Source organism: Bacillus sp. SD075, from assembly GCF_017355165.1.
In the GTDB taxonomy this organism is placed as follows: Bacteria; Bacillota; Bacilli; order Bacillales; family DSM-1321; genus Peribacillus.
Genome location: NZ_JADILK010000013.1, coordinates 79,602 through 101,604, shown reverse-complemented (window position 1 = coordinate 101,604; position 22,003 = coordinate 79,602). Strand labels below are relative to the sequence as shown.

Here is a 22,003-nt window from a genome sequence, read left to right as displayed (position 1 = left end):
CAGCCGGGCGGCTGCTTTTTTATTATTTTTCCCTTTGCCTTCCGAATCGTGAAACAGCGCAGGACGACTAACCTTCCAGCCGGTAGGACACCCGAACCTTTCCGGCAGGAAGTTAAGACGGCCAGTCAATCGATCAAGGGGCAAAAACCTTTTTGATTAGGGGCGCTATCGCAACATCAAAAACTTTTTGTGCTTAATCCCTTGACCGATTGCCTATGCGTGTCTTTCATTCTACTTGTCAAAAGGGGAAAATTAATCCCCCTTTGGGGAATTAATTCGCTTCGCAAGGCAAATGAAAATAGGAATGAAAAACCCACCAGAGAAGAAACAAAAGGGCAACAAATAAAAAAAAAAATGAAATGAAATGGAGTTTTGAAAATGGAATTAACCCCAATTTTTGAAGTGGTACGAATTAAGCAGGAAATCAGGTAAATGGTTGAGCCGTTTGTGGCCTTTCAAATTCGCAATTCAGAAGATGTCCGAGAATTAACCGCAACGCAAATTGCAAACGAGGACAGGGAAGTTTTTCTCGTTATGATGCTCAACACGAAAAATCATGTTGTAGGTCTTCATCGGGCGCATGTGGGAAGCCTAAATGCTAGTGTCGTCCATCCTAGAATAGAAAAGCTTAATGATAGTTTCACAACAAACGCTCAGAATTAGCTTCTGAGCGTCTGATTCCTTGAATCCAAAACATTTGTCGTAAAAATGGATATAATTTAAAATAAAATACCATCAAGTGAATATTGTCCTGCACCCGTAAGAGCTACACCAATTGCTACAACTAATACAGCAAGACAGTATTCATATCCACCCTTCGTAATCCAGTAACCATTTGGTCCGTGAACTTTTAATATCCCTACTACCATTGTTCCAGCAATCACAATGCCTGCAAGTGGGGTAAGAAACCCTACCGCAAACATGGCTCCACCTATTAATTCCGACAGCCCAGCGAGTAACGCCATTGTCACCCCTGGCCTGATTCCCAATTTTTCAAAATGCTCCCCAGTTACTTTTAAACCACCGCCGCCACCAAAGCCGAATAACTTTTGGGCTCCGTGAGATATGAATGACAATCCAATTACTAAGCGTATTAACAATAAACCTAACCCTATCATCTTTTGGCTCCTTTATTTTCTTTATTTAATTTGTTCGTTGATGAGGTAATCAAATTCATTCAACCATTTCCATGAATCTTTAATCTACTGGAGTTTCGAATTTACCCTCCTGATAATCCTGTCGTATTTCTTCTTCAGAATTCATTACGAAAGGGCCATATGCTACAACAGGTTCTCTGAGAGGTTCACCTGCAAAAAGAACAAGTCGTAATTTTTCGCTTGCAGAAATGGGAATATTGCTCATTTCCCCATCATTTGCGGAACCTAGCCACATTGCTTGCCCTTTTTTCGCTTCAACTTTATTTTCACCAAATGTTCCACTGCCTTCTAATACATAAATATAGCCATTATAGGTACCAGGAAGGTCTTGACTAATGGATGCCTCTTCTTCCAACATCATTTCTACAAACGTGACAGAAGCGTAATTCAGGGAGTTCGATACAATATCTCCAGATGAACCTGAATATACTCGAATTAAGGCACCGTTCTCTTGACGAACAGGCATATCTTTTGCGTTCATATTTTGATAACGGGGTTTTACCATTTTATATTTACGAGGTAGGTTAACCCAAAGCTGAAGAAGATGAACTGTTTCACCGTCAAGTGGTGATTCATTATGGATCACTCCTCTACCAGCAGTCATAAATTGAAGGTCACCTGTTTCTAGGATCCCACCCGCCCCCGTAACATTGTCATAATGATTAAGCCTTCCGTCAATGATATATGTTATGGTCTCTATACCACGGTGAGGATGGTCACTAAATGCTCCTTTTTGAAATGTATCTTCCATTAATAATAAGAACGGGTCATAATCTACCCAGTTGCCAGGTGCAAGGATAGGACTTGCGGTATGAATATTGCTTATTTTTTGTTCGGTTACTGTCCATACCTTTTTTATTTCACGACGTTTAATATTATCAGATTTCATATTGTCTACCCCCTTTTCATAGTCATAATAAACCATTAAAATCAATTATGTAAGTATGCACTTTGAAGATATCTAGTATGCAAAAAGATACTATTGGAGGTAAAGATGAAAATAAAACCTGAATATTGTAAAGTGCATGATGCCCTTTCCATCTTGGTTGGGAAATGGAAGCCTACCATCTTATTGTATCTAATGTCGGAAGGCACAATGAGATATGGAGAATTAAAAAAAGCACTTGTAGGCATTACCCCAAAAATGCTAACAAATCAATTACGAGAACTAGAGGAGGAGGGGCTCATAAGTCGAGAGGTATATCGTGAAGTCCCACCTAAAGTGGAATATTCTATAACTGAGTATGGAATGACATTGAAGCCGATTTTAGATTCAATGCACGAATGGAGTATAGAACATAAAAAGAGAAAAAATACAATGGATTAACATTTATTCCCTTGTGATTATGAAGACCTAAATACATTTTCAGAATTTTGTTTTTCAACTAACGGGGCAGGTTATCAAAACTGGCCTCCATCCCTTGGATAGGCATGACGAAGGAATGATAGGGCAAATGACCCGTTGAGACATGGGAGGGAAAGCCTCCAGGGGCGGTGTGAAGAATGTACATTATGTGGAAATGTGGAGTTGTTTAAACTGAGGGAGTTGAATAAGTGAATTTTTCGATGTGGTAGTATATGGATATAAGAATAACTTACATAATTTAAAGGGAGATGATTGTCACTGAATATTCTACTACCAATTATTATCATGGGTATCATAATTCTTTGCGGCTTTGGAATTTTCAAGATTGCCAAAATCATAAAAAGGTAATAACTATATTTCTTGCAGGATCATAGCTTCGTTTGTTATATGGAATCATAGTCCCGCGGGTGTGGACGTTCTACCCCGGCTATGGTTATCATATAACGATCAAAATTGGTCAGTAATGGAGACAGCCCCATACATTTATTCTGGGGCAATATCAGACCCATCAATTTCAAAGGTCCTTGTCGGAAATGATGAAGCAGAAATCATTAAAGTAAAGGGGAATAATCGTTTTTGGTACTTTACCGGTAAAACAATGGATGAAAAAATTACGACTATTAAAGTGGATGGTTCAGAGGAAATATTAAATGAATTTGGTTTTTTAAAAAATAAAGTGTTCTTAATGTACGATTCTTAACATGAGCAAACGTACGGTTTCAAGGGAACAAGTACCCTTAATTAACAAACTGTGCAACATAATCATTTAAGAATTACTTTGGAATATTTTTTGATTTACTACGAATCCTAATTTTAGGAGGCGACAAAAATGAAAAAACAAGAAAAATCAAAAAAAATCGGCCAAAAAGCCGATTCAATGAATGCTTTGGATCAGGGGTTGAACTTGTTTCCACAAATAGTTAATAACGCTTCTGGTATTGACCAGGGGAACGACGGTAAAATAAAGAAAAAATGATTAAATTGAACATCTTTTTTGGGGCGTTTTTCTATCTTTTCTAATGATCTTCTCCATCCTACTCCCTCCTTCATTTGTGAAATCAGCAATATAAAAAACCGTTTGGGCTGCTTTTTGGCAGCTCCTTTTTTTATTGCACTTGGCAGGTTAATGCATTTAGAGAATCTTACCTAAAGGGCAAGTGGAACGGTTGTTTTATCAGGGCTAAAAGTTTGAAAGGGGTTAAACGAGCGGTATCGATTGATCCTTCAAAGGTTTATGAAAATGTTGACAAAGTCCACTAATCACAATACAGTATTAGTGGATAAAGTCCACTAAAAAGGAAGTCAAGAATGAATATAAATAAAAATACCATAGCTGATATACGGCAATTCAATAGATTTTATACAAATATACTTGGTGTATTGGATAAGCATATTTTGGATACCGGATATTCTTTCACTGAGGCACGGGTAATTTTAGAAATCGGTTTGATGGAGCAGTGCATAGCAAATAATTTAGTTGATAAACTGGAAATTGATCGCAGTTATATGAGTAGGATAATTACCAAGCTATGTAAAGATGGACTGGTTATTAAGGAAAACTCGATTTTGGATAACAGAACTAGTCTTATTCGGTTGACTCCTAAAGGGATTACTCTTTTTAACCAGATTAATGAAAAATCAGATAAACAATTAGTGAGGTTATTTCAGGGATTATCACAAAATGAAATAAAAGAAATCCATGCTTCTATGATGTTCATTCAGCAGAAATTGGATAGTTTGGGGAGAATATAGGATGATACGTTTTGAAAATGATTATACAGAAGGTGCTCATAAGCGAATTCTGAAACGATTAATAGAAACCAATGAAGAACAAACACCTGGGTATGGAGTGGATATGCACTGTGAACAAGCAAGAGCTTACATTCGAAAAGAGTGTGATGCGGCGAATGCAGATATACACTTTTTAGTAGGAGGAACACAAACGAATACAACGATTATCGCTTCAATTTTGCGCCCGCATCAAGGTGCAGTAGCAGCAATTACTGGTCATATCGCCGTGCATGAAACAGGAGCCATTGAAGCCACTGGTCATAAGGTGCTTACTTTGCCGAGTGATGATGGGAAAATTCAAGCTGAGCAGGTGAAAGAATTATATGATGCCCACTGGAATGATGTCACTCATGAGCATATGGTACAGCCAGGCTTGGTCTATATTTCCAACCCTACAGAAAATGGAACGACTTATAGTAAAGCCGAATTGGAAGCGTTAAGTAAAGTTTGCCGGGAATGTGGTTTGCCATTGGTATTGGATGGCGCTAGATTAGGGTATGGTTTGGCTTCAATGGACAGCGATCTGACCTTGGCAGATATTGCAAGCCTATGTGATGCGTTCTATATAGGAGGAACGAAAATTGGTGCGATGTTTGGTGAAGCGGCAGTCATCATGAATGATGCCCTGAAAAAGGATTTCCGATATTTCATCAAGCAAAAGGGAGGATTACTGGCTAAAGGGAGACTATTGGGGATCCAGTTTGAAACCTTATTTGAAGATGGCTTATACTATGAAATTTCTAATCATGCAGTAGAAATGTCAATGATGATTCGAGATGCGTTTGTTGAAAATGGATTTTCATTACGATATGATTCCACATCGAATCAGCAGTTTCCCATTTTGCCGGAAGATGTAATTTTGGAACTAGGCAAAAAGTATTCATTCTCCTTCTGGGAAAAAATCGATGCTACACACAGTGCTGTAAGATTTTGTACCAGTTGGGCTACGAAAAAAGAACATGTTGAAATGCTGGTGGAGGATATTAAGGCAACGAAAGAGGGGGAAAAGTGGATACGATAGAGTTATATGCAGAGAATAGATATATATAAGAATGTTGGGCAAATATTGTTTTAATACAAGACAGATTTGTTGTGTTCGATCCAACCATTTTTTATCCAGGTGGCGATGGGCAGCCTTGTGACCGAGGGAGTATTAACAAGGGTGATGAAACCTATAATATAGTATCCGTAAAAAAATAGAGGGTGATAGTATTCATGAAATGGAACGTCCATTACAGGACATTGAGTCTTGGCGTTTTCAAATATGCAGTATCACACATTATTGCATGCCATTAATCGACATAAACATGCTTTAGCTACAAGTAGTCAGATTGAAAAAGAACATGATTAGAGCTGTCATTTTCACCTGGAATAATGAAAAAAATACCATTTGATTCATTAAAACAATCAATGAAGAAAATACTGGAACAACCCCAACCCCATCATGTTTACACGAAAACAATTAGCAGGACTAAAGCAGAGCAAAAAGAAAGGTTTTTAAGAGAAGCTGGAAGTAAATTAATGAAAAAAGGTCCCACGAAAAAAAGGGTTGAAATTCAACGATTGGATGAAGTTCTACTATCAGCGAAAAGGATATGGATTCCAAATCCTTTGGGATTTCCAATTATTTTTAGTGGGTGTAAGTTTATCAAACCTATATAAATGCGTAAGTCTTAAAAAAATATTTGGCAGGAACAGATTGAAATCAGGTACAAAGTAAATAGGGCTTTTAACATGAGAGTTGCTTTGGCAGCTCTTTTTTTTTGGAGCTAACTGGGCAAATAGCGACTTTAATTTTCAAAATTTACATGCAATAATTGGGACATTCGTTAAAAAAAACTATAAACGAGGAGAAGTCTTATGGAGAGGATTAATTATGCTATTGTTGATGTGTTTTCAAATGGAAAATATACAGGAAATCAACTCGCGGTTTTTAAAAACGCTGGAAGTATTCCGGATAATGAAATGCAACAAATTGCCAAAGAAATTAATTTTTCCGAGACAACCTTTATCTTGTCTGATTCAAAAAATGATGGCGGCTATGATGTTCGAATTTTCACACCTAATGAAGAGGTTCCTTTTGCTGGACATCCGACTTTAGGAACTGCATATATCATTCATAACGAAGTATTAGAAGCACCATTGGATACCATTATTTTAAACTTTAAAGGTGGACAGATAACAGTATCATTCAATAATCAAGAAGAGCTTCTATGGATGAAACAAAATGAACCAACTTTTGGACGAATTTTAGATACAGATGAAATTTTTGATGTTTTAAATATACATAAAGAAAACATAGATGATAGATTTCCCATTCAAGAAGTTTCGACGGGGCTCCCAGTGCTTGTTGTCCCATTAAAATCATTGGAAGCCGTTAGAATAGTAAAGATTAATAGAGAAAAGTATTTTAAATTAATTGAACACACGGATGCCAAAGCCATTATGGTTTTTTCCCCAGAAACGTATGATTCGAAAAATGATTTGAATGTTCGAGACTTTGCGGAATATTATGGTATCCCAGAAGATGCAGCCACTGGCAGTTCTAATGGATGTTTAGCTGCTTACTTAGTTAAATACCGGTATTTTAAAAAAAGTGAAATAGACATTCGTGTAGAACAGGGATGCGAAATCGAAAGACCTTCTTTATTGTTTTTAAAAGCAGGTGATGTGAACGGGGAAATCGATGTTCATGTAGGAGGTAAAGTAGTGAAAATTGCACAAGGTGAATGGTTTCTTTAATAACCTACTTCAAAATAAGGAAGGTTGCTGAGGCAGCCTTTTTCTTATGAACGAACAGGCATGCATACGGATAATCCAATCCATTTAAATTTAAAATGAATAACACATGAATGGGTACAGTCCAAACTAAAGGAGGCCTTACAAATGAGTAAAGAGTCTATACTAATTGTAGAAGACGAAGAAAAAATCATAAGACTGCTTGAATTAGAGCTTGAAATCGAAGGCTACCAAATCGGAAAGGCAATGGACGGAATTGAAGCCCTTGAAGCGTATCGATCAGGAAAATGGGATTTGATCTTATTGGATGTGATGCTTCCGGGCATAAGCGGGATCGAACTGCTTCGTAAAATTCGTGCGAAAAATAATCTCACTCCTGTCATCCTGTTAACTGCAAAAGGCTCGGTTGAAGATAAGGTTTCCGGTCTTGATTTCGGCGCGAACGACTACATCACTAAACCTTTCCAAATTGAGGAATTACTTGCCCGAATTCGTGCGGTTTTAAGAATGTGCACAGCGCCTTCAATGGAAGGTGAAGATGATGAATGGCTCAATACGGCTGATCTAAAGGTAAATGTCAAAACGCGCGAAGTCATTAGAGGTGAAAGTGAAATTGACTTAACGCCAAAAGAGTATGATTTACTTCTTTATTTACTGAAGAATAAGCGTCAAGTGCTAAACCGGGATCAAATTCTGGAAGCGGTTTGGGGGTATGATTTCTATGGAGAAACAAACGTGGTGGATGTGTATATCCGATATGTTCGCAAAAAGCTCGAATATGGCTTTGATACACGGCTTATTCATACCGTAAGAGGCGTTGGCTACGTCATGAAGGAAGCAAAATGAGACTGCGGAAGAAAATAAATCTATATACAGCGGTGTTATTCATTTTCCTGCTCCTTTTGATGAATGCTTCCATTTATTTTGTTTTCAGTAATCTGATGATGGTGAACGAACTTAATCGTGCGAAAGCGGAGACAGGGAAAATTGCCTTTGATGTTAGTAAAAATGTTAATCATATTTCATCGAATGATTTACTTCGAGCTTTTTTGCCTATAGATGGCATGATTGGCATTGTAAAAGAAGGTCAACGAAAAGGAATGGCTGTGACATCCAATTCTGAAAAACAATTAAGCTATCGAAATAATAGCTTTTATCCAGGTGAGAAGAGTGTGATCATCACCTATCATCAGAAAAAGTATGTATTCGTTTCAAATCCGATCGTTTGGGGGGATGGGAGTATAGTTAATCTTCAAATCACGAAAGGCATGACAGCAACCGAAGAAATGCTCGCTGTTCTGCGCATCGTATTAATCGCTGTAACGGTCATTGCCATGATACCTGTTCTGATATCAAGCACTATTCTTAGTAACTTCATCGCCCGTCCGATTCGATCGATGATTGATACGATGAAGGAAATTCAAACAAGCGGCCAATTTAAGCGTCTTAGCCTAGAGGAAAAATCAAAAGATGAGCTTGTGGAAATGGGGAAAACCTTTAATCACATGATCGATTTGCTACAAGCTAACTTCGAAAAACAGGAGCAATTCGTATCGAATGCTTCACATGAATTAAAAACACCGTTAACTGTCATCGAAAGCTATGCAAGCCTTTTGAAAAGAAAGGGGATGGAGCGGCCTGATTTGTTCGGTGAATCCATAGAGGCCATTCATTCTGAAGCGATTAGAATGAGAGAGATGACAGAGCAAATGCTCCTGCTTGCAAAGCATCAGGAAAAATGGAATATAGAGAAAGAAAACGTCAATTTGACCGATATCATTGCAGAGTTAGCGAAAGTATATAAAAATGCATACAATCGAACCGTGGAGATTTATAGTGGCGATGCGATTGAAACAGTAACGGACGTTCAAAAGTTAAAACAGCTTTTGTTTATTTTTTTGGACAATGCAAGAAAATATAGTGATGAACATATCTCAGTCTACATAGGGAAAACAAGTAATGAAGCATATATCCGCATCGAGGACAGAGGGGATGGAATTCCAAAGGCTGAATTGCCAAAAGTGTTCGATCGCTTTTATCGTGTAGATAAAGCAAGGAGCCGAAAGCGGGGCGGTACAGGATTGGGGCTTTCCATGGCAAGGGAAATTGCTGAGGCAATTGATGTACGGGTTGAAATGGATAGTCTCGAAGGCAGGGGAACGAACGTTACTCTTTTATTTAATGAAGTCCCTTAACTAGTGAATTCCTATCGAGGGATCATTTTAAGATGCAATAATGCCAAAATGACGTTGGATGGGGGATACGATGAAGAATGGAAAAGTGCTGATAACAGCTGGATCGGCTCTTGTTTTTGGTCTGTCATTATTCGTCGGATTTCAATGGTGGGCTCCATCATTATCCGCGGAAAGCTTGACGGAAGAAGAAGTGAACCAGACAGCAAAGGATAGATATCCTGGAACCATTATAAAGACAACGAAAAGTGAAGGTGAAGAATATCAGATTGACATGCAGCTTGAAACCGGGGTATATCAAATTAGGATGGATGCGAAAAGCGGTGAAGTTCGTTCTATAAAGGAAATAATAGTTCATGCAGCTGAAGAAACGACGGAAAAAATACCCCAAAAGCAACTGAACCAAAATGAAATAATGGCGCGTATTTCCTCACAAGGTGACCTGGAACAAATTGATTTTGTGAAGGAGAAAGACAACTCCTATTATAAAGCAGTGGTAAATAAGGATAACGAAAAAATCACATTAATACTCAACCCGTATACAGGAGCTATTATTGGTTCGAAAATGGTAGCAGATAGTATCATTACAGAAAACGAAGCAATTGCAATTGCGGAAAAACATGTAAAAGGGACAGGTGACGATACAGAATTTTATCAGCCCTCAGATCAGACACCCTATTATTTGGTCGAAGTTGAATTAGAGGACGATCGAGACGCAGTCGTCCAAGTGGACGGTTACACAAAAGAAGTAAAAACCATCACATGGGAAGATGATGAAGAGGATGATAATGATAATGATGGCCCTGAATAAAACAAAGGGTGTATTAATCTAGACAGAAATGGAACAACTCATAAAAAGGGGTGATGCATATTGGCTGTCTAATATGCATCACCCTTTTTTTGGCTTCGGTGAGTAAGAAATATGCAAAAAAAGAGAAGAAAATGTAATAATTCTCACTAATTTCTAATCCTTCTATCATTTAACTCTAATTTAATTTCTCTAACATGGAATAAAGGGCCGGTGAAAGGCAACGGATTATTGTACATAGAACATTTTCACACCTTTACAAAGATTTGCAAGCGAAAGGAGAATGAGTAATGTCAGTTATTTCTAGCATTCTGGATTATAACAAGACGTTTGTCGATCAAAATAAATATAAAGAGTTTCAAACGACAAAGTATCCCGATAAAAAGATCGTCATCATAACATGCATGGATACCCGTCTGTTGGAATTGCTTCCAAAGGCGATGGGGTTAAGAAATGGAGATGCGAAAATCATTAAAAACGCTGGAGCGATTGTTTCGCACCCTTTTGGCAGCATTATGCGCAGTATCCTTGTCGCTATTTATGAGCTGAAAGTGGAGGAAGTGTGTGTGATCGGACATCACGGATGCGGTATGGTGGGTCTTCAATCCTCTTCACTGCTTGACGCAGCAAAGCAGAAGGAAGTCGGTCAGGAGCAAATTGATGTCCTTACAAACTCTGGTATTGATTTATCAAAGTGGCTGTCAGGTTTTCAATGCGTTGAGGAAAGTGTAATGAATAGTGTCCGTTTGATCGAAAACCATCCATTATTACCGGATTCCATTGCCGTTCATGGTATGGTCATCCATCCCGAAACGGGTAAATTGGATCGAATCATAGATGGATATAGCAACATTGTCAGCAAGGATGAAATACATATTCAATAAAAAAGGAGCGATAAAATGATGGGTTCTAACAGGCTTGAAGGATACAATTTAGGACATTTTCAGAAAGACCTGGTTGCCGGGGTGGTAGTTGGGATTGTAGCGATTCCTTTAGCGATGGCTTTTGCGATTGCTTCTGGAGTAAGACCGGAATACGGACTGTACACATCAATTATTGCAGGAATTATGGTTTCCTTTTTTGGAGGATCGAAATATCAAATTGCAGGCCCGACTGGAGCCTTTGTCCCCGTCTTGTTCGGTGTGGTCATGCAGTATGGATATGAAAAACTGTTAATCGCCGGTTTCCTGGCAGGCATCATGATTTTTCTTTTAGGTGTCTTCAAACTGGGAAGATTCATCAAGTTTATTCCACGTCCGGTTACCATTGGCTTTACTGCTGGAATTGCAGTGATTATCTTTTCTGGCCAGATTGCCAATTTCCTTGGACTCAGTAACTTAAAAAAAGAAGAAGCCTTTCTTTTAAATATGAAAGAAATCTTATTGAACTTCAATACGGTGAATATCTATAGTGTACTGGTAGCTATCATAAGTTTAACTCTCGTCATATTAACTCCAAAATATGTACCGAAAATCCCTGGTGCATTGCTGGGATTGATTGTATCAACTCTAGTCGCTAGCTTATTCTTTCCTGGTCAGGTAGCGACCATTGGTTCGGCTTATGGCGCCATTCCTAATGCATTGCCCCATTTTCAGTTTCCCCATATCACGGGCGGCTTAGTGATCGAACTCCTTCCGGCTGCTTTGGTCATTGCCATGCTTGGAGGAATTGAATCACTATTATCCGCTGTAGTGGCAGACGGCATGACCAACAGTAAACATAACAGCAATAAAGAGCTGATGGGGCAAGGATTGACCAATATGATTACGCCTTTATTTGGAGGCATCCCGGCTACAGGTGCCATCGCGCGTACCGCAACGAATATTAAAAACGGTGCCGTTTCCCCAATATCAGGTGTGATCCATGGGCTGATGGTATTGCTGGTGTTAGTCAGTTTGGCTCCATATGCTTCGGCCATTCCTTTGGCCAGTATGGCCCCCATTCTTATGTTTGTCGCATGGAATATGAGCGAACGCAAAGAATTTTCGCATATCTTAAAAGCAAAAACCATGGACTCGATCGTATTGATCGTTACCTTCATGTTAACCGTATTGATTGACTTGACAACCGGCGTCGGGATCGGTTTATTATTAGCCATTCTATCGTTCGTTAAACTGATGAGCGGTACATTGAAATTATCAAAGGTATTACCAGATCCAGCTGATAAACTAGTTAAACCAGAAATGGTCCAACAAGGATCAAGCTGTCCGCAGATTAACATTTATACGATAGAAGGACCTTTATTCTTTGGTTCAATCGAAAGGCTGCAAGAAGAACTCGAAGAAATAATCCGTTCTAAACCAAAAGTCCTTCTATTAAGAATGAGCAATGTGCCATTTATTGATACATCGGGAGAAGCACTTCTAACCGACATCGTAAAGCAATTCAAGTTTCATAATCGACAAGTGTTGATTTCCGGGATTCAACAGGAACCTAAAGAAATGCTGAAAAAAACTGGCTTTATTAAACTGGTTGGTGAAGAACGGTTCTTTTCCAGTACGGGTGATGCCATTAATAGAGCTATATCCAATCTGGATGAGAACCGTTGTAAAGGGTGTAAACAGTTTTCCTTTGCTGAATGTACCGCACTTTCGCAGCCAGTTACAAAGCCTGCGTTATTAAAACAAAAAGGAAACCGGGAGATAGGGTTAACATGACTCCTGTCAAGAAGATAAGGTATCTGCTTTTGGCAGATGCTCTTTCTTTTTGATTATAAAGTCTACCTATCAGATATCTTAAGACCAAGCAAAACACATGCCCGACTTACGAGCATGCGTGGGAACTTTTATTCTTTTATGATATCCAACTCTTTCAGGGCATCCAGCGTAATCGTTTTGGCTTTACTCCCGCTGCCATCCAAGTTGGTGGCGAAGGCCCATTTTCCCTTGTCCGTTTCGATGTAACCCACATACCAGCCCAATCCCAAATCTGAAAGGCGTGTACCGGTTTTTCCATGGAGGACATATGAGTCTACTTCTTCATTGATCAGGATTCTCTTAACGGTTCTCATATGCTGCTTATCGATAGGCAGTTTTTCTTCTACAAGATTTTCGATGAATTGGACTTGTTCCCGGGCGGAAATCTTTATGCTGCTATCGAGCCAGAACTGATCGATCCCACCAGAGATATCGTGATTGCCGTAATCGAGCAGGTTCACATATTGCTGCATGTTTTCCGCCCCGATATCGCGGGCCATTGCTTGATAATACCAAATCACAGAATGCTTCATGGCTGAAGCCAGCGTATGGTCTCTGTTCCAATCTTCAAATTCCCTGATTACGCCATCCCAGCGTTTCACTTCATATTCATCGCTCACCGCTTTTGTCTGTAAGCCGATTAATGCATTCGCGACTTTGAATGTCGATTCCGGGGTATAGCGTACTTTACTTCTCTGTTTGTTATAGATAAATACTTTTTCATTTTTTAAGTTTTGGAGAACCATCGTGCCTTTTGCACCACCGAAAGATTCCCCGATATCCAGTTCTTTCACCTTTTGATCTTTTGCATTTGCATGAATCGTGCCCATGGAACCAGTGACTAGCAGGACAAGAATGAAACATAACGTTTTGATTTTCATTACACACTCCCCTTTAAGGCATGGATTGGTCGATCATCAGAAATACAGAATAAATTTCCATAAAATAGGTTGGTAGCTAAAGTATACCTATTTTGAATAGAAAACGAAACCTTATTTTATACAACTTTATCCATCTTTTTCATGGTCTGTAACGGCGGACCTCAAAAAAGAATGGATAATATATTAAGGTCTAATTCATTGTGATACTATAAAAAACAACAAATAATATAGCAAGTGATCTTAAAATTAAAAAAGTGAAATAAAATGATTAGTAACTTATAATCGAGATTGTTATATTTAAAGTCGAAGAGAACAATATGAAGAAAGCAGAAGGTAAATCAAAAGCGAATAAAAAAATTGATTATTATCAGAATTAACAAAAATATTCAACGTTTCCTTGTGAGATGTAAGGTTTCAAGACTGAAAGAGAAGGGTGGAATTATTATGTTCAAAAAATTATTCAGTAAAAAAGAAAGTGTGGAACAACTGCTCGCTCCTATTAATGGACAAGTAATAAAAATTGAAGATGTTCCGGATCCGGTGTTTTCTGGAAAAATGATGGGGGACGGGATAGCGATTCTTCCTGAGGAAGGGCTGGTCGTATCTCCAATCGATGCAGAGGTAATCCAGGTTTTTCATACTAAACATGCCCTAGGCCTCCGAACAAGGCATGGCATAGAATTGTTGATACATATTGGATTAGAAACAGTTAACCTTGAAGGTGAGGGATTTGAAGTCCATGTCGCAGAGGGGCAAAGTGTAAAAGCAGGAAACAAGCTTGTTACATTTGATATCGATTTTCTGAAATCCAAAGCTCCAAGTATCGTAACCCCGGTTGTTGTCACGAATGGCGAGCTAGTTCAAAAACTACAAAAAACAAATAGTACCCAAGCATATATTAATGAAACGGAGATTATGAGTATCTATTTGAAGTAAAAAGAAAGATTCCATGGTGATCTCTCCTTTTATGCTGCAAGCAGGATAATCGAAAAATGCAGCGAATAGTAGGTGAGTGAACAAATAAATCAAGCGAGGGTGAATTGGATGGGAGTTCAAGCAGAAAAGATCTTTGTAAACTTGCCTGTTAAAGATTTGGATGCCTCAGTAGAATTTTTTTCACAAAGGTCGGCTTTGAGTTTAACGAGCAAATGACCAATGAAAATGCGACATGCATGGTTATCAGCGAGTCCATATATGTCATGTTATTGGTGGAAGATTACTTTAAAACGTTTACCAAGAAGGAAATCCCGGATTCTGCATCCAGTACGGAAGCCATCGTCGCCCTATCCGTTAAAAGTAAGGAAGAAGTCGATGAGATCGTGAATAGGGCACTGGATGTTGGCGGAAAGCCTTTTAATGAAGCTATTGATCATGGTTTCATGTACGGTTGGAGTTTCCTGGATATCGACGGACATTCTTGGGAAGTATTTTATATGGACGAAAGCGGATTTAATCAAAATTAAAACAAATATAAGGCACAAACCTTCACGAAGGACTGTGTCTTTTTTTTGTAGTTCCGTACTGTATCTGGGTTAACATGATCTTCTAAGTGTTAAAGTATAAAATAACCATTTATACTTATGATACAATATAAGGGATAATGTAAAGGCAGGTACAAAAAGTGACGACAATTTACGATATTGCAAAAAAAGCGAATGTATCAACGATGACTGTATCGAGAGTCATTAATAATAAAGGAAATATCAGTGAAAAGACTAGGGAAAAAGTTGAAGCGGTTATTAAAGAGTTGAACTATATACCGAATTCCGCTGCCCAAAGTTTGAATATTAAAAGAACGAAGCTGCTTTCATTAATCATAACCGATATCACGAACCCCTTTTTCACCCAGGTAGCGAGAGGGGCCGCGGATAAAGCCAATCAAATGGGATATCAGCTCATTTTATGCAATACCGATGAGGATTACGAAAAAGAGAGTGACTATATCGATGCTTTGATTTCAAAACGGGTGGATGGCGTCATTATTGCACCGACAGGCGATCAATCGACGAAAAATTTGAAGAAATTAATAAAAAACAGGATCCCATTTACATTGATAGATAGGCAAATTCAAGATGTTTCTTGTGATCGGGTACTTGGTGATAACTATGAAGGAACTAAAAAACTTCTTCAGCATCTTATCGATTTTGGACACGAACGAATCGCGCTGGTTCATGGTCCGCTTACGATCTCCACTTCCAAAGAGCGTTATCAAGCATATGTTGAAACACTAAAAATAAATGATTTGACCATCGATCACTCTTTCGTCATCGAGACTCATTACAAACAGGAAAAGCAATGGAGCGGTATCGACGAATTAATGAATGTCCCTCCCCTTGAGCGGCCAACGGCGATTTTTGCCGCCAATAATTTCATTGCCATCAAAATTATAAAAAGTTTACGAGAAAAACAGATTAAAGTACCTGAAGACATTGCTGTCGTTTGCTTTGACGACTTGGAATTATTCTCGGACTTCGATCCCTTTTTAACCGTATCTTCACAGCCCGCTTACGACTTCGGATATCTAGGAACACAATTAGTGATCGAGCGAGTGGATGAAGTCGGTCCTGCCGACTATCGGACGATCAATTTAAAGCCTGAATTGGTAATCAGGAAATCATCAGGAGCTCCTATAAAATAATAGGAGTTTTTTTGTTGTGCCAAAGAATAAGTGGCCTCTCCCAAAAGCATGTCGTTCATAACAATACTGGGCTCATATCCTTCCACATATAAACCAATAGATTCAATTCAGCACCAGATGACTCATGGAAGTTCCGGGCTTTATTATCTTCAAGCACCTCAACGGAAATTGTCTTACCTCCTAGTTCTTCGTATTGCAGTCCCTCCTTTTTTAGTGATTTTTTCTAATATTAACCATTTCATAAGAAGAATAATATTTTTTGAAAAGAAATCAAATAAGAGCGAAGAATATAGACAGATAGATAGAGTAAGAAAATGAAAGTCCAAAATTTAGTCCAGTTCAAAAGATTCCAACTAATTTATTGACAATTTAAAATATTATTGTTATTTTAATGTTACCGGTAACATAAGCGTAACAAAAGGAGGCCAGCATGATTATTGATGCACATCAGCATTTTTGGAGAATTGACCGAGGTGATTACTCTTGGCTTACAAAGGATATGGGAGTCCTCTATCGGGATTATCTTCCCGAAGATTTATCGCCCTTAATACATAGGAATGATATTTCGGGGACGGTCCTTGTGCAAGCGGCTCCAACCTATGAAGAGACTTTATTTCTATTATCCTTGTATGATAGCCATGACTGGATATATGGCGTGGTGGGATGGCTTGACTTATCCGCCCCATCCTTCCCTGAGCAATTGGATTCTTTAATGGAACGATCGGGAATTGTTGGTTTACGACCCATGTTGCAGGATCTGGAAGACAATGCTTGGATCTTACAAGAACAAGTTGTGGAAAATCTGAAACTACTTATTCGATATGATCTTCCGCTCGATTTGTTGATTAATCATACACATGTTTCAGCTGTTATAACATTAATGAAAACGCTTCCTGACTTAAGAGCTGTCATTGACCATATGGCTAAACCGAATATTTCACCAGGGGAATTAAACAAATGGCAAGAAGAAATGAATGCTTTGTCACAGTTTCCGAATCTTTGGTGCAAAATGTCGGGTTTATTGACCCAAGCGGATTCGGCAATGTGGAAGGTGGATGACTTTAAGCCATACATACAAGATATTGTGCGGGCATTCAGGCCGGACCGTTTACTTTTCGGCAGCGATTGGCCTGTATGTTTATCAGCTGGGAGCTATGAAGACACTGTGGCGGTCATTAAAGGGAATTTACCGGAAACTTTAACACAAGCTGAAGTGGATGGGATATTTTCTGGGAATGCTGAAGCCTTTTACAAACTAAAAGAAAGGGGAGAGGAAAATGGGCCAATTAGTTTATGAACAGGACATTACAAGCATCGTCATGTCTGATCAGGATAATGTAGCGACTTCATTGAAAGGTGTGGAAGAAGGGGAAACATTACTCTATGTCATCAATGGTCAAACAAAGGCTGTGGAAGCAAAGCATTCGCTTCCATTTGGGCATAAAATCGCAATCAAACCGATTCAGCGATCGGCAGCGGTCATCAAATATGGAGAAGTGATCGGTGCAGCCACCAAGGATATCGAGCCTGGTGAACATGTCCATGTACAAAATATTGAGGGCATCAGAGGCAGAGGCGATAAGGCGGAAGGGGGACAAAAATAATGAGCATGATAAAAGGGTATCGCCGTTCAAATGGCAAGTTTGGAATCCGTAATCATCTATTGATCATTCCTACTGTCATTTGCGCCAACCATGTGGCCAACAGAATCCAGCAAGCTGTACCGGAATCAGTGGCCATTCCGCATCAGCATGGATGCAGCCAGATTGGTGATGACAAAGAACGTACGCATAAACTTCTTGGAGGAATGGGGAAAAACCCAAACGTTGGTGCGGTTCTATTGATCAGCTTGGGCTGTGAGGTGATTGATGCCAAAGTATTGAAACGGGAAATCGAAGAAGAAACAGGAAAACCAGTAGAGTGGCTTGATATCCAAGATGCAGGCGGGACGATAAACGCGATTAAGAATGGAACTGAAGTGGCGAAGGGGTTATTTCTGGAACTCGAAAAAGTGCCGCAAGTGGATGCCCCCATGTCAGAATTGATAGTAGGTGTGAAATGCGGCGGTTCCGATGCAACATCCGGTCTGTGCAGCAATCCCGTTTTAGGGAAAACGGCTGATCAGCTCCTGAAACAGGGCGGTACAATCGTAATGGGTGAAACAACTGAAATCATCGGGGCAGAACATATTGTTGCCCAAAAAGCAGTGAGTGAAGAAGTGGCAAATAAACTATATGCATATGTTGATAGATTCGAAAAAGAAGTGGAACGCATCGGGGCAGATATGCGTGGCGGAAACCCGAGCCCGGGCAATATAGAGGGGGGGCTCTCGACCATCGAGGAAAAATCGCTTGGCTGCATCAGCAAGGCAGGTACGGCCCCATTGAACGATGTCTTATCATTTGCGGAAGAAATCCCGGGTAATGGCTATTACTTCATGGATTCCCCGGGGAATGACATCGAGTGTGTTTCAGGCATGGCGGCAGCCGGTGTACATATGGTCTGTTTTACGACAGGAAGAGGGACACCAACAGGGAACCCGATTATCCCGGTCATCAAAATAACGGGAAATGAACATACGGCCATCAAGATGATCGATAACATCGATATTGATACAAGTCCTGTCATGAAAGGAAAAGAAACGACGGAGGAAGCGGGAAATCGCATGTTCGAAACGATCGTTAAAACAGCACAGGGTGAGCTGACAAAGGCGGAAATTCTTGGACATCAGGAATTCTCAATCAGCCGGATCAGCATCAGCCTTTAGAAACAGATAGGGAAAGGGAGGAGAATTCATATGGGGAAATTGAATAATCGAACAGCACTTGTCACAGGGGGCAGCCGGGGAATCGGTGCCGCGATTGTCATGAGATTGGCTGAAGAAGGTGCCAATGTGGCTATCAACTATACATCGCCAGGTTCATTTGAAAAAGCGAATGCTTTAAAAGAAAAGGTAGAATCCGAGTTCCATATCCAAGCGATCGTCGTAAAAGCGAACGTTGGGGTGAAGGAAGATGTCGATGCCATGATCGATGAAGTGGAAAAGGAGTTGGGAATGGTTGATATTCTAGTGAATAATGCTGGTATTGCGCCGTTTGAACCTTTTTTGAGCCTTTCCGAAGAAACATGGGATGAGACGTATCGGACCAATGTGAAATCGATCTTTTTGACGACGCAAAGAGCTGCGAAACGAATGATCGAAAATAAATATGGCAAGATCATCAATATTACATCGACGGCTAGCGTCCTTGTCACGAGTCCGGTCATACCCCACTATATTTCATCGAAAGCGGCTGCCACGCATTTAACGAAGGCATTGGCGATCGAGCTAGGCAAATACAATATCAATGTGAATGCTGTCGGCCCAAGCACCGTTGCGACTGATATGTGTGAGGAATATTTGGAAGATCCGCAAATTCTGGCAAAAGAGATTGAAGCCAATCCGATGAAGCGACTTGGAACCGAAAAACAAATTGGTGATTCCGTCGTATTTTTGGCTTCCGATGAAGCGATGCAAATCAACGGGCATCTGTTAATGGTGGATGGCGGTTTAACGGTGAAAGCGGCGCAGCCTGAAGATCATATGAATCATGAACAGGAGGTAACGTCATGAGACTAAAAAATAAAATTGCTGTCATCACTGGCGGGGGAAGCGGGATCGGAAAGGAATCTGCCCGTTTATTCGCTAAAGAAGGCGCATTTGTCATCATTACCGATATTCATGCAGAAAATGGGCAGGGCACCGTTTCTGAAATAGAGGAAGCTGGCGGGAAAGCGGCATTTTATGAAGTGGATGTAACGGTTCCGGAAGTGGTTCAATCTGCAATTTCCCAGATCATCGAAACCTATAAGAAAATTGACATATTGTTCAACAATGCTGGAATCTCAAACGTGGGCAGGGTGGATGAAGTGGAACCGGATGTGTGGGACCGCATCATGAGCGTGAATGTGAAGGGGGTTTATCTGCCTTCTAAATACACGATCCCTTATATGATGGAACAAAAAAGCGGGGTCGTTATCAATATGTCATCCTGTGCAGCGGAAATGGGACTCGTGAAACGTGCTGCATACTCAGCAACGAAAGGCGCTGTACTTGCCTTGACGAAAGCGATGCAAGTGGATTATGCGCCTTATAATATTCGGGTGAACGCTTTATTGCCGGGTACGATCCTGACTCCGTTCGTCGAAGAGTACTTGAAAACTTCCTATGACGATCCCGAGGTTGCCATCGGCACAATCAAGAAAAGACAGTTGAGCGGTGATTTGGGCAGACCTGGTGACGTGGCAAAAGCGGCACTGTTCTTAGCTTCGGATGAGTCTGCGTTCATGATGGGATCGCCTCTATATATCGATGGCGGGGTTGTTTTTGGGAAAAATGCATAAAAGGAGGAAGAAACAATGAAACTAGCTACTTTTACAAAAGGTGAACAGCAGAAACTGGCTGTTCAAATTGGGGATCAGTTAATAGATATCGAAGAAACGGCAAAGAGAAATGAATGGAACCAAATCGTGTCGGATGTGATGCAAGTGATAAATTTCAGCCAATCCGAACGGGATGAATTTGAAAGTAAGGTCCATGAAGCTGTCAGTGAAGGAATGGCAGCCTCAATTGATGAGGAAGGGCTCTCATACGGTCCCAGCGTTACGAAGCCACATAAAATCATTTGTGTTGGACTGAATTACAAAAGACATGCAGATGAAACCAATGCACCGTATCCTGAAGTGCCGATTTTATTTAACAAGTTTGATAATACATTGACGGGTCATGGATGTGAGATTGCCCTTCCAAGCGTAACGAATGAACTGGACTATGAAGTGGAACTAGGAATCGTAATCGGCAAAAAGACAAAAAATGTTTCCGAAGAAGCAGCACTCTCCCATGTGTTCGGGTATTGTACGGTCAACGATTTGTCGGCAAGAGATCTGCAAATGAGAACACCGCAATGGCTGCTTGGGAAAACCTGTGATGATTTCAGTCCTGTTGGTCCTTATTTGGTAACAGCCGACGAAGTGGGAAATCCAAACGACCTGCAGTTGAAAACGTACGTAAATGATGAAATTAGACAGAATTCCAATACATCCGATATGATCTTTTCATGCGCGGAAATCATCAGTTATATTTCCAAGCATATGACATTGGAACCGGGCGATCTTATATTGACAGGTACACCTGAAGGAGTCGTATTGGGTTTACCGGCCGAACAGCGGGTTTATATTCAGCCAGGGGATGTGGTCACCGTTGAAATCGAAAAACTGGGAACACTCACGAACACATTCGTGGCTGAAAGCGAAGAGGCCATGACGAATGCTTAAAGGGATTCCGCCCATACTTTCTCCTGAATTGATGAAAGTCATGATGGAGATGGGGCACGGTGATGAAATCGTACTTGCAGACGGGAATTATCCGGCTGCAAGTCATTCAAGCCGGATCATCAACGGACATGGCCATGGTGTGGCCGACTTCCTGGAAGCAATATTGGCATTCTTTCCACTCGATACGTATGTCACACATCCCGCCATACTGATGAATCCTGTGGAAGGCGATGAAAAAAGCCCTGTAATCTGGAAGAGTTATGACGAAATAATGAAAAAAACGAACGATATCCCTATCAAGATCGGAAAATTGGAACGAATGGATTTTTACGAGCGAAGTGAAGCGGCCTATGCCATTATCGCAACAAGTGAACGAGCACAGTATGCGAATCTCATATTGAAAAAAGGTGTACTTTAATTTA

General features: G+C 40.1%; 24 protein-coding genes and 1 pseudogene. 22 read left to right on the top strand and 3 right to left on the bottom strand.

The window, feature by feature from the left end; genetic code table 11:
* The first annotated feature begins 432 nt into the window (after positions 1-432).
* Positions 433-663, top strand: coding sequence for a JAB domain-containing protein (locus IOC57_RS12155; RefSeq protein ID WP_207438967.1), 231 nt, complete (start codon positions 433-435; stop codon positions 661-663).
* Positions 664-719: 56 nt separating this feature from the next.
* On the opposite strand, the gene IOC57_RS12150 is transcribed toward IOC57_RS12155, so the two are convergent.
* On the bottom strand, positions 720-1,118 hold the full coding sequence (locus IOC57_RS12150; protein WP_207438966.1) for a DoxX family protein: 399 nt from the start codon (positions 1,116-1,118) through the stop codon (positions 720-722).
* 79 nt (positions 1,119-1,197) lie between these two features.
* A complete protein-coding gene (locus IOC57_RS12145) occupies positions 1,198-2,046 on the bottom strand; it encodes a pirin family protein (RefSeq protein ID WP_207438965.1) in 849 nt (282 codons plus the stop codon).
* A gap of 105 nt (positions 2,047-2,151) precedes the next feature.
* Here IOC57_RS12145 and IOC57_RS12140 point away from each other — a divergent pair, with 105 nt between their 5' ends.
* The 11 genes from IOC57_RS12140 (at position 2,152) to IOC57_RS12090 (ending at position 12,710) form a co-directional block, all read left to right on the top strand.
* On the top strand, positions 2,152-2,484 hold the full coding sequence (locus IOC57_RS12140; RefSeq protein ID WP_207438964.1) for a winged helix-turn-helix transcriptional regulator: 333 nt from the start codon (positions 2,152-2,154) through the stop codon (positions 2,482-2,484).
* Between the two features lie 502 nt (positions 2,485-2,986).
* Positions 2,987-3,223, top strand: coding sequence for a hypothetical protein (locus tag IOC57_RS12135; RefSeq protein ID WP_207438963.1), 237 nt, complete (start codon positions 2,987-2,989; stop codon positions 3,221-3,223).
* Between the two features lie 129 nt (positions 3,224-3,352).
* Positions 3,353-3,499, top strand: coding sequence for a hypothetical protein (locus tag IOC57_RS12130; RefSeq protein WP_207438962.1), 147 nt, complete (start codon positions 3,353-3,355; stop codon positions 3,497-3,499).
* A gap of 332 nt (positions 3,500-3,831) precedes the next feature.
* Positions 3,832-4,275, top strand: coding sequence for a MarR family winged helix-turn-helix transcriptional regulator (locus IOC57_RS12125; protein WP_207438961.1), 444 nt, complete (start codon positions 3,832-3,834; stop codon positions 4,273-4,275).
* A gap of 1 nt (position 4,276) precedes the next feature.
* Positions 4,277-5,335 (top strand): threonine aldolase family protein, encoded by a 1,059-nt coding sequence (locus IOC57_RS12120; RefSeq protein ID WP_207438960.1) that lies wholly within the window; start codon positions 4,277-4,279, stop codon positions 5,333-5,335.
* Positions 5,336-6,174: 839 nt separating this feature from the next.
* Positions 6,175-7,056 carry a PhzF family phenazine biosynthesis protein gene (locus tag IOC57_RS12115; RefSeq protein WP_207438959.1) on the top strand — a complete coding sequence of 294 codons (882 nt, stop codon included), beginning with the start codon at positions 6,175-6,177 and terminating at the stop codon, positions 7,054-7,056.
* Between the two features lie 144 nt (positions 7,057-7,200).
* Complete coding sequence (locus IOC57_RS12110; protein WP_207438958.1) at positions 7,201-7,899, top strand: response regulator transcription factor; 699 nt, start codon at positions 7,201-7,203, stop codon at positions 7,897-7,899.
* A complete protein-coding gene (locus IOC57_RS12105; protein WP_207438957.1) occupies positions 7,896-9,248 on the top strand; it encodes a sensor histidine kinase in 1,353 nt (450 codons plus the stop codon). The genes IOC57_RS12110 and IOC57_RS12105 overlap by 4 nt, the downstream gene beginning before the upstream one ends.
* Positions 9,249-9,318: 70 nt before the next feature.
* Entirely contained in the window at positions 9,319-10,056 is a 738-nt protein-coding gene (locus IOC57_RS12100) for a PepSY domain-containing protein (protein WP_207438956.1), read from the top strand.
* Positions 10,057-10,343: 287 nt separating this feature from the next.
* Positions 10,344-10,937, top strand: coding sequence for a beta-class carbonic anhydrase (locus IOC57_RS12095; protein ID WP_207438955.1), 594 nt, complete (start codon positions 10,344-10,346; stop codon positions 10,935-10,937).
* Positions 10,938-10,952: 15 nt separating this feature from the next.
* Positions 10,953-12,710 (top strand): SulP family inorganic anion transporter, encoded by a 1,758-nt coding sequence (locus IOC57_RS12090; protein ID WP_207438954.1) that lies wholly within the window; start codon positions 10,953-10,955, stop codon positions 12,708-12,710.
* A 128-nt stretch (positions 12,711-12,838) separates the two neighbouring features.
* Here the strand turns inward: IOC57_RS12090 and blaOXA are convergent, their stop codons facing one another.
* Positions 12,839-13,630, bottom strand: coding sequence for a class D beta-lactamase (gene blaOXA, locus IOC57_RS12085; protein WP_207438953.1), 792 nt, complete (start codon positions 13,628-13,630; stop codon positions 12,839-12,841).
* Positions 13,631-14,074: 444 nt separating this feature from the next.
* Between blaOXA and IOC57_RS12080 the strand changes: the two genes are divergently transcribed.
* The 10 genes and pseudogenes from IOC57_RS12080 to IOC57_RS12035 all read left to right on the top strand — a co-directional run bounded on the left by IOC57_RS12080 (position 14,075) and on the right by IOC57_RS12035 (position 21,999).
* Positions 14,075-14,566 carry a PTS sugar transporter subunit IIA gene (locus IOC57_RS12080; protein WP_207438952.1) on the top strand — a complete coding sequence of 164 codons (492 nt, stop codon included), beginning with the start codon at positions 14,075-14,077 and terminating at the stop codon, positions 14,564-14,566.
* Positions 14,567-14,674: 108 nt separating this feature from the next.
* Positions 14,675-15,093 (top strand): annotated as a pseudogene (locus IOC57_RS12075) (VOC family protein).
* 158 nt (positions 15,094-15,251) lie between these two features.
* Positions 15,252-16,268, top strand: a complete 1,017-nt coding sequence (locus IOC57_RS12070) for a LacI family DNA-binding transcriptional regulator (RefSeq protein ID WP_207438951.1) — start codon at positions 15,252-15,254, stop codon at positions 16,266-16,268.
* A gap of 430 nt (positions 16,269-16,698) precedes the next feature.
* The gene (locus tag IOC57_RS12065; protein WP_207438950.1) at positions 16,699-17,565 is read left to right on the top strand and encodes an amidohydrolase family protein; all 867 of its coding nucleotides are present in this window, start codon (positions 16,699-16,701) and stop codon (positions 17,563-17,565) included.
* Positions 17,546-17,872 carry a UxaA family hydrolase gene (locus IOC57_RS12060; RefSeq protein ID WP_207438949.1) on the top strand — a complete coding sequence of 109 codons (327 nt, stop codon included), beginning with the start codon at positions 17,546-17,548 and terminating at the stop codon, positions 17,870-17,872. Before IOC57_RS12065 ends, IOC57_RS12060 begins: the two co-directional genes overlap by 20 nt.
* On the top strand, positions 17,872-19,035 hold the full coding sequence (locus IOC57_RS12055; protein ID WP_207438948.1) for a UxaA family hydrolase: 1,164 nt from the start codon (positions 17,872-17,874) through the stop codon (positions 19,033-19,035). Before IOC57_RS12060 ends, IOC57_RS12055 begins: the two co-directional genes overlap by 1 nt.
* A 30-nt stretch (positions 19,036-19,065) precedes the next feature.
* Entirely contained in the window at positions 19,066-19,881 is an 816-nt protein-coding gene (locus tag IOC57_RS12050) for an SDR family NAD(P)-dependent oxidoreductase (protein WP_207438947.1), read from the top strand.
* On the top strand, positions 19,878-20,651 hold the full coding sequence (locus IOC57_RS12045) for an SDR family NAD(P)-dependent oxidoreductase (RefSeq protein WP_207438946.1): 774 nt from the start codon (positions 19,878-19,880) through the stop codon (positions 20,649-20,651). The genes IOC57_RS12050 and IOC57_RS12045 overlap by 4 nt, the downstream gene beginning before the upstream one ends.
* A 15-nt stretch (positions 20,652-20,666) precedes the next feature.
* Positions 20,667-21,581, top strand: coding sequence for a fumarylacetoacetate hydrolase family protein (locus tag IOC57_RS12040; RefSeq protein WP_207438945.1), 915 nt, complete (start codon positions 20,667-20,669; stop codon positions 21,579-21,581).
* Positions 21,574-21,999, top strand: coding sequence for an RbsD/FucU family protein (locus IOC57_RS12035; RefSeq protein WP_207438944.1), 426 nt, complete (start codon positions 21,574-21,576; stop codon positions 21,997-21,999). Before IOC57_RS12040 ends, IOC57_RS12035 begins: the two co-directional genes overlap by 8 nt.
* Positions 22,000-22,003: the final 4 nt, after the last annotated feature.

What these genes read in the sequence shown, in the direction of transcription:
- IOC57_RS12155 (WP_207438967.1), top strand. Translation starts at nt 433, where the DNA reads ATGGTTGAGCCGTTTGTGGCCTTTCAAATTCGCAATTCAGAAGATGTC.
- IOC57_RS12115 (WP_207438959.1), top strand. Translation starts at nt 6,175, where the DNA reads ATGGAGAGGATTAATTATGCTATTGTTGATGTGTTTTCAAATGGAAAA.
- IOC57_RS12045 (WP_207438946.1), top strand. Translation starts at nt 19,878, where the DNA reads ATGAGACTAAAAAATAAAATTGCTGTCATCACTGGCGGGGGAAGCGGG.
- IOC57_RS12100 (WP_207438956.1), top strand. Translation starts at nt 9,319, where the DNA reads ATGAAGAATGGAAAAGTGCTGATAACAGCTGGATCGGCTCTTGTTTTT.
- IOC57_RS12125 (WP_207438961.1), top strand. Translation starts at nt 3,832, where the DNA reads ATGAATATAAATAAAAATACCATAGCTGATATACGGCAATTCAATAGA.
- IOC57_RS12035 (WP_207438944.1), top strand. Translation starts at nt 21,574, where the DNA reads ATGCTTAAAGGGATTCCGCCCATACTTTCTCCTGAATTGATGAAAGTC.
- IOC57_RS12145 (WP_207438965.1), bottom strand. Translation starts at nt 2,046, where the DNA reads ATGAAATCTGATAATATTAAACGTCGTGAAATAAAAAAGGTATGGACA.
- IOC57_RS12130 (WP_207438962.1), top strand. Translation starts at nt 3,353, where the DNA reads ATGAAAAAACAAGAAAAATCAAAAAAAATCGGCCAAAAAGCCGATTCA.
- IOC57_RS12120 (WP_207438960.1), top strand. Translation starts at nt 4,277, where the DNA reads ATGATACGTTTTGAAAATGATTATACAGAAGGTGCTCATAAGCGAATT.
- IOC57_RS12150 (WP_207438966.1), bottom strand. Translation starts at nt 1,118, where the DNA reads ATGATAGGGTTAGGTTTATTGTTAATACGCTTAGTAATTGGATTGTCA.
- IOC57_RS12050 (WP_207438947.1), top strand. Translation starts at nt 19,066, where the DNA reads ATGGGGAAATTGAATAATCGAACAGCACTTGTCACAGGGGGCAGCCGG.
- IOC57_RS12110 (WP_207438958.1), top strand. Translation starts at nt 7,201, where the DNA reads ATGAGTAAAGAGTCTATACTAATTGTAGAAGACGAAGAAAAAATCATA.
- IOC57_RS12095 (WP_207438955.1), top strand. Translation starts at nt 10,344, where the DNA reads ATGTCAGTTATTTCTAGCATTCTGGATTATAACAAGACGTTTGTCGAT.
- IOC57_RS12080 (WP_207438952.1), top strand. Translation starts at nt 14,075, where the DNA reads ATGTTCAAAAAATTATTCAGTAAAAAAGAAAGTGTGGAACAACTGCTC.
- IOC57_RS12090 (WP_207438954.1), top strand. Translation starts at nt 10,953, where the DNA reads ATGATGGGTTCTAACAGGCTTGAAGGATACAATTTAGGACATTTTCAG.
- IOC57_RS12140 (WP_207438964.1), top strand. Translation starts at nt 2,152, where the DNA reads ATGAAAATAAAACCTGAATATTGTAAAGTGCATGATGCCCTTTCCATC.
- IOC57_RS12135 (WP_207438963.1), top strand. Translation starts at nt 2,987, where the DNA reads ATGGAGACAGCCCCATACATTTATTCTGGGGCAATATCAGACCCATCA.
- blaOXA (WP_207438953.1), bottom strand. Translation starts at nt 13,630, where the DNA reads ATGAAAATCAAAACGTTATGTTTCATTCTTGTCCTGCTAGTCACTGGT.
- IOC57_RS12040 (WP_207438945.1), top strand. Translation starts at nt 20,667, where the DNA reads ATGAAACTAGCTACTTTTACAAAAGGTGAACAGCAGAAACTGGCTGTT.
- IOC57_RS12055 (WP_207438948.1), top strand. Translation starts at nt 17,872, where the DNA reads ATGAGCATGATAAAAGGGTATCGCCGTTCAAATGGCAAGTTTGGAATC.
- IOC57_RS12060 (WP_207438949.1), top strand. Translation starts at nt 17,546, where the DNA reads ATGGGCCAATTAGTTTATGAACAGGACATTACAAGCATCGTCATGTCT.
- IOC57_RS12105 (WP_207438957.1), top strand. Translation starts at nt 7,896, where the DNA reads ATGAGACTGCGGAAGAAAATAAATCTATATACAGCGGTGTTATTCATT.
- IOC57_RS12065 (WP_207438950.1), top strand. Translation starts at nt 16,699, where the DNA reads ATGATTATTGATGCACATCAGCATTTTTGGAGAATTGACCGAGGTGAT.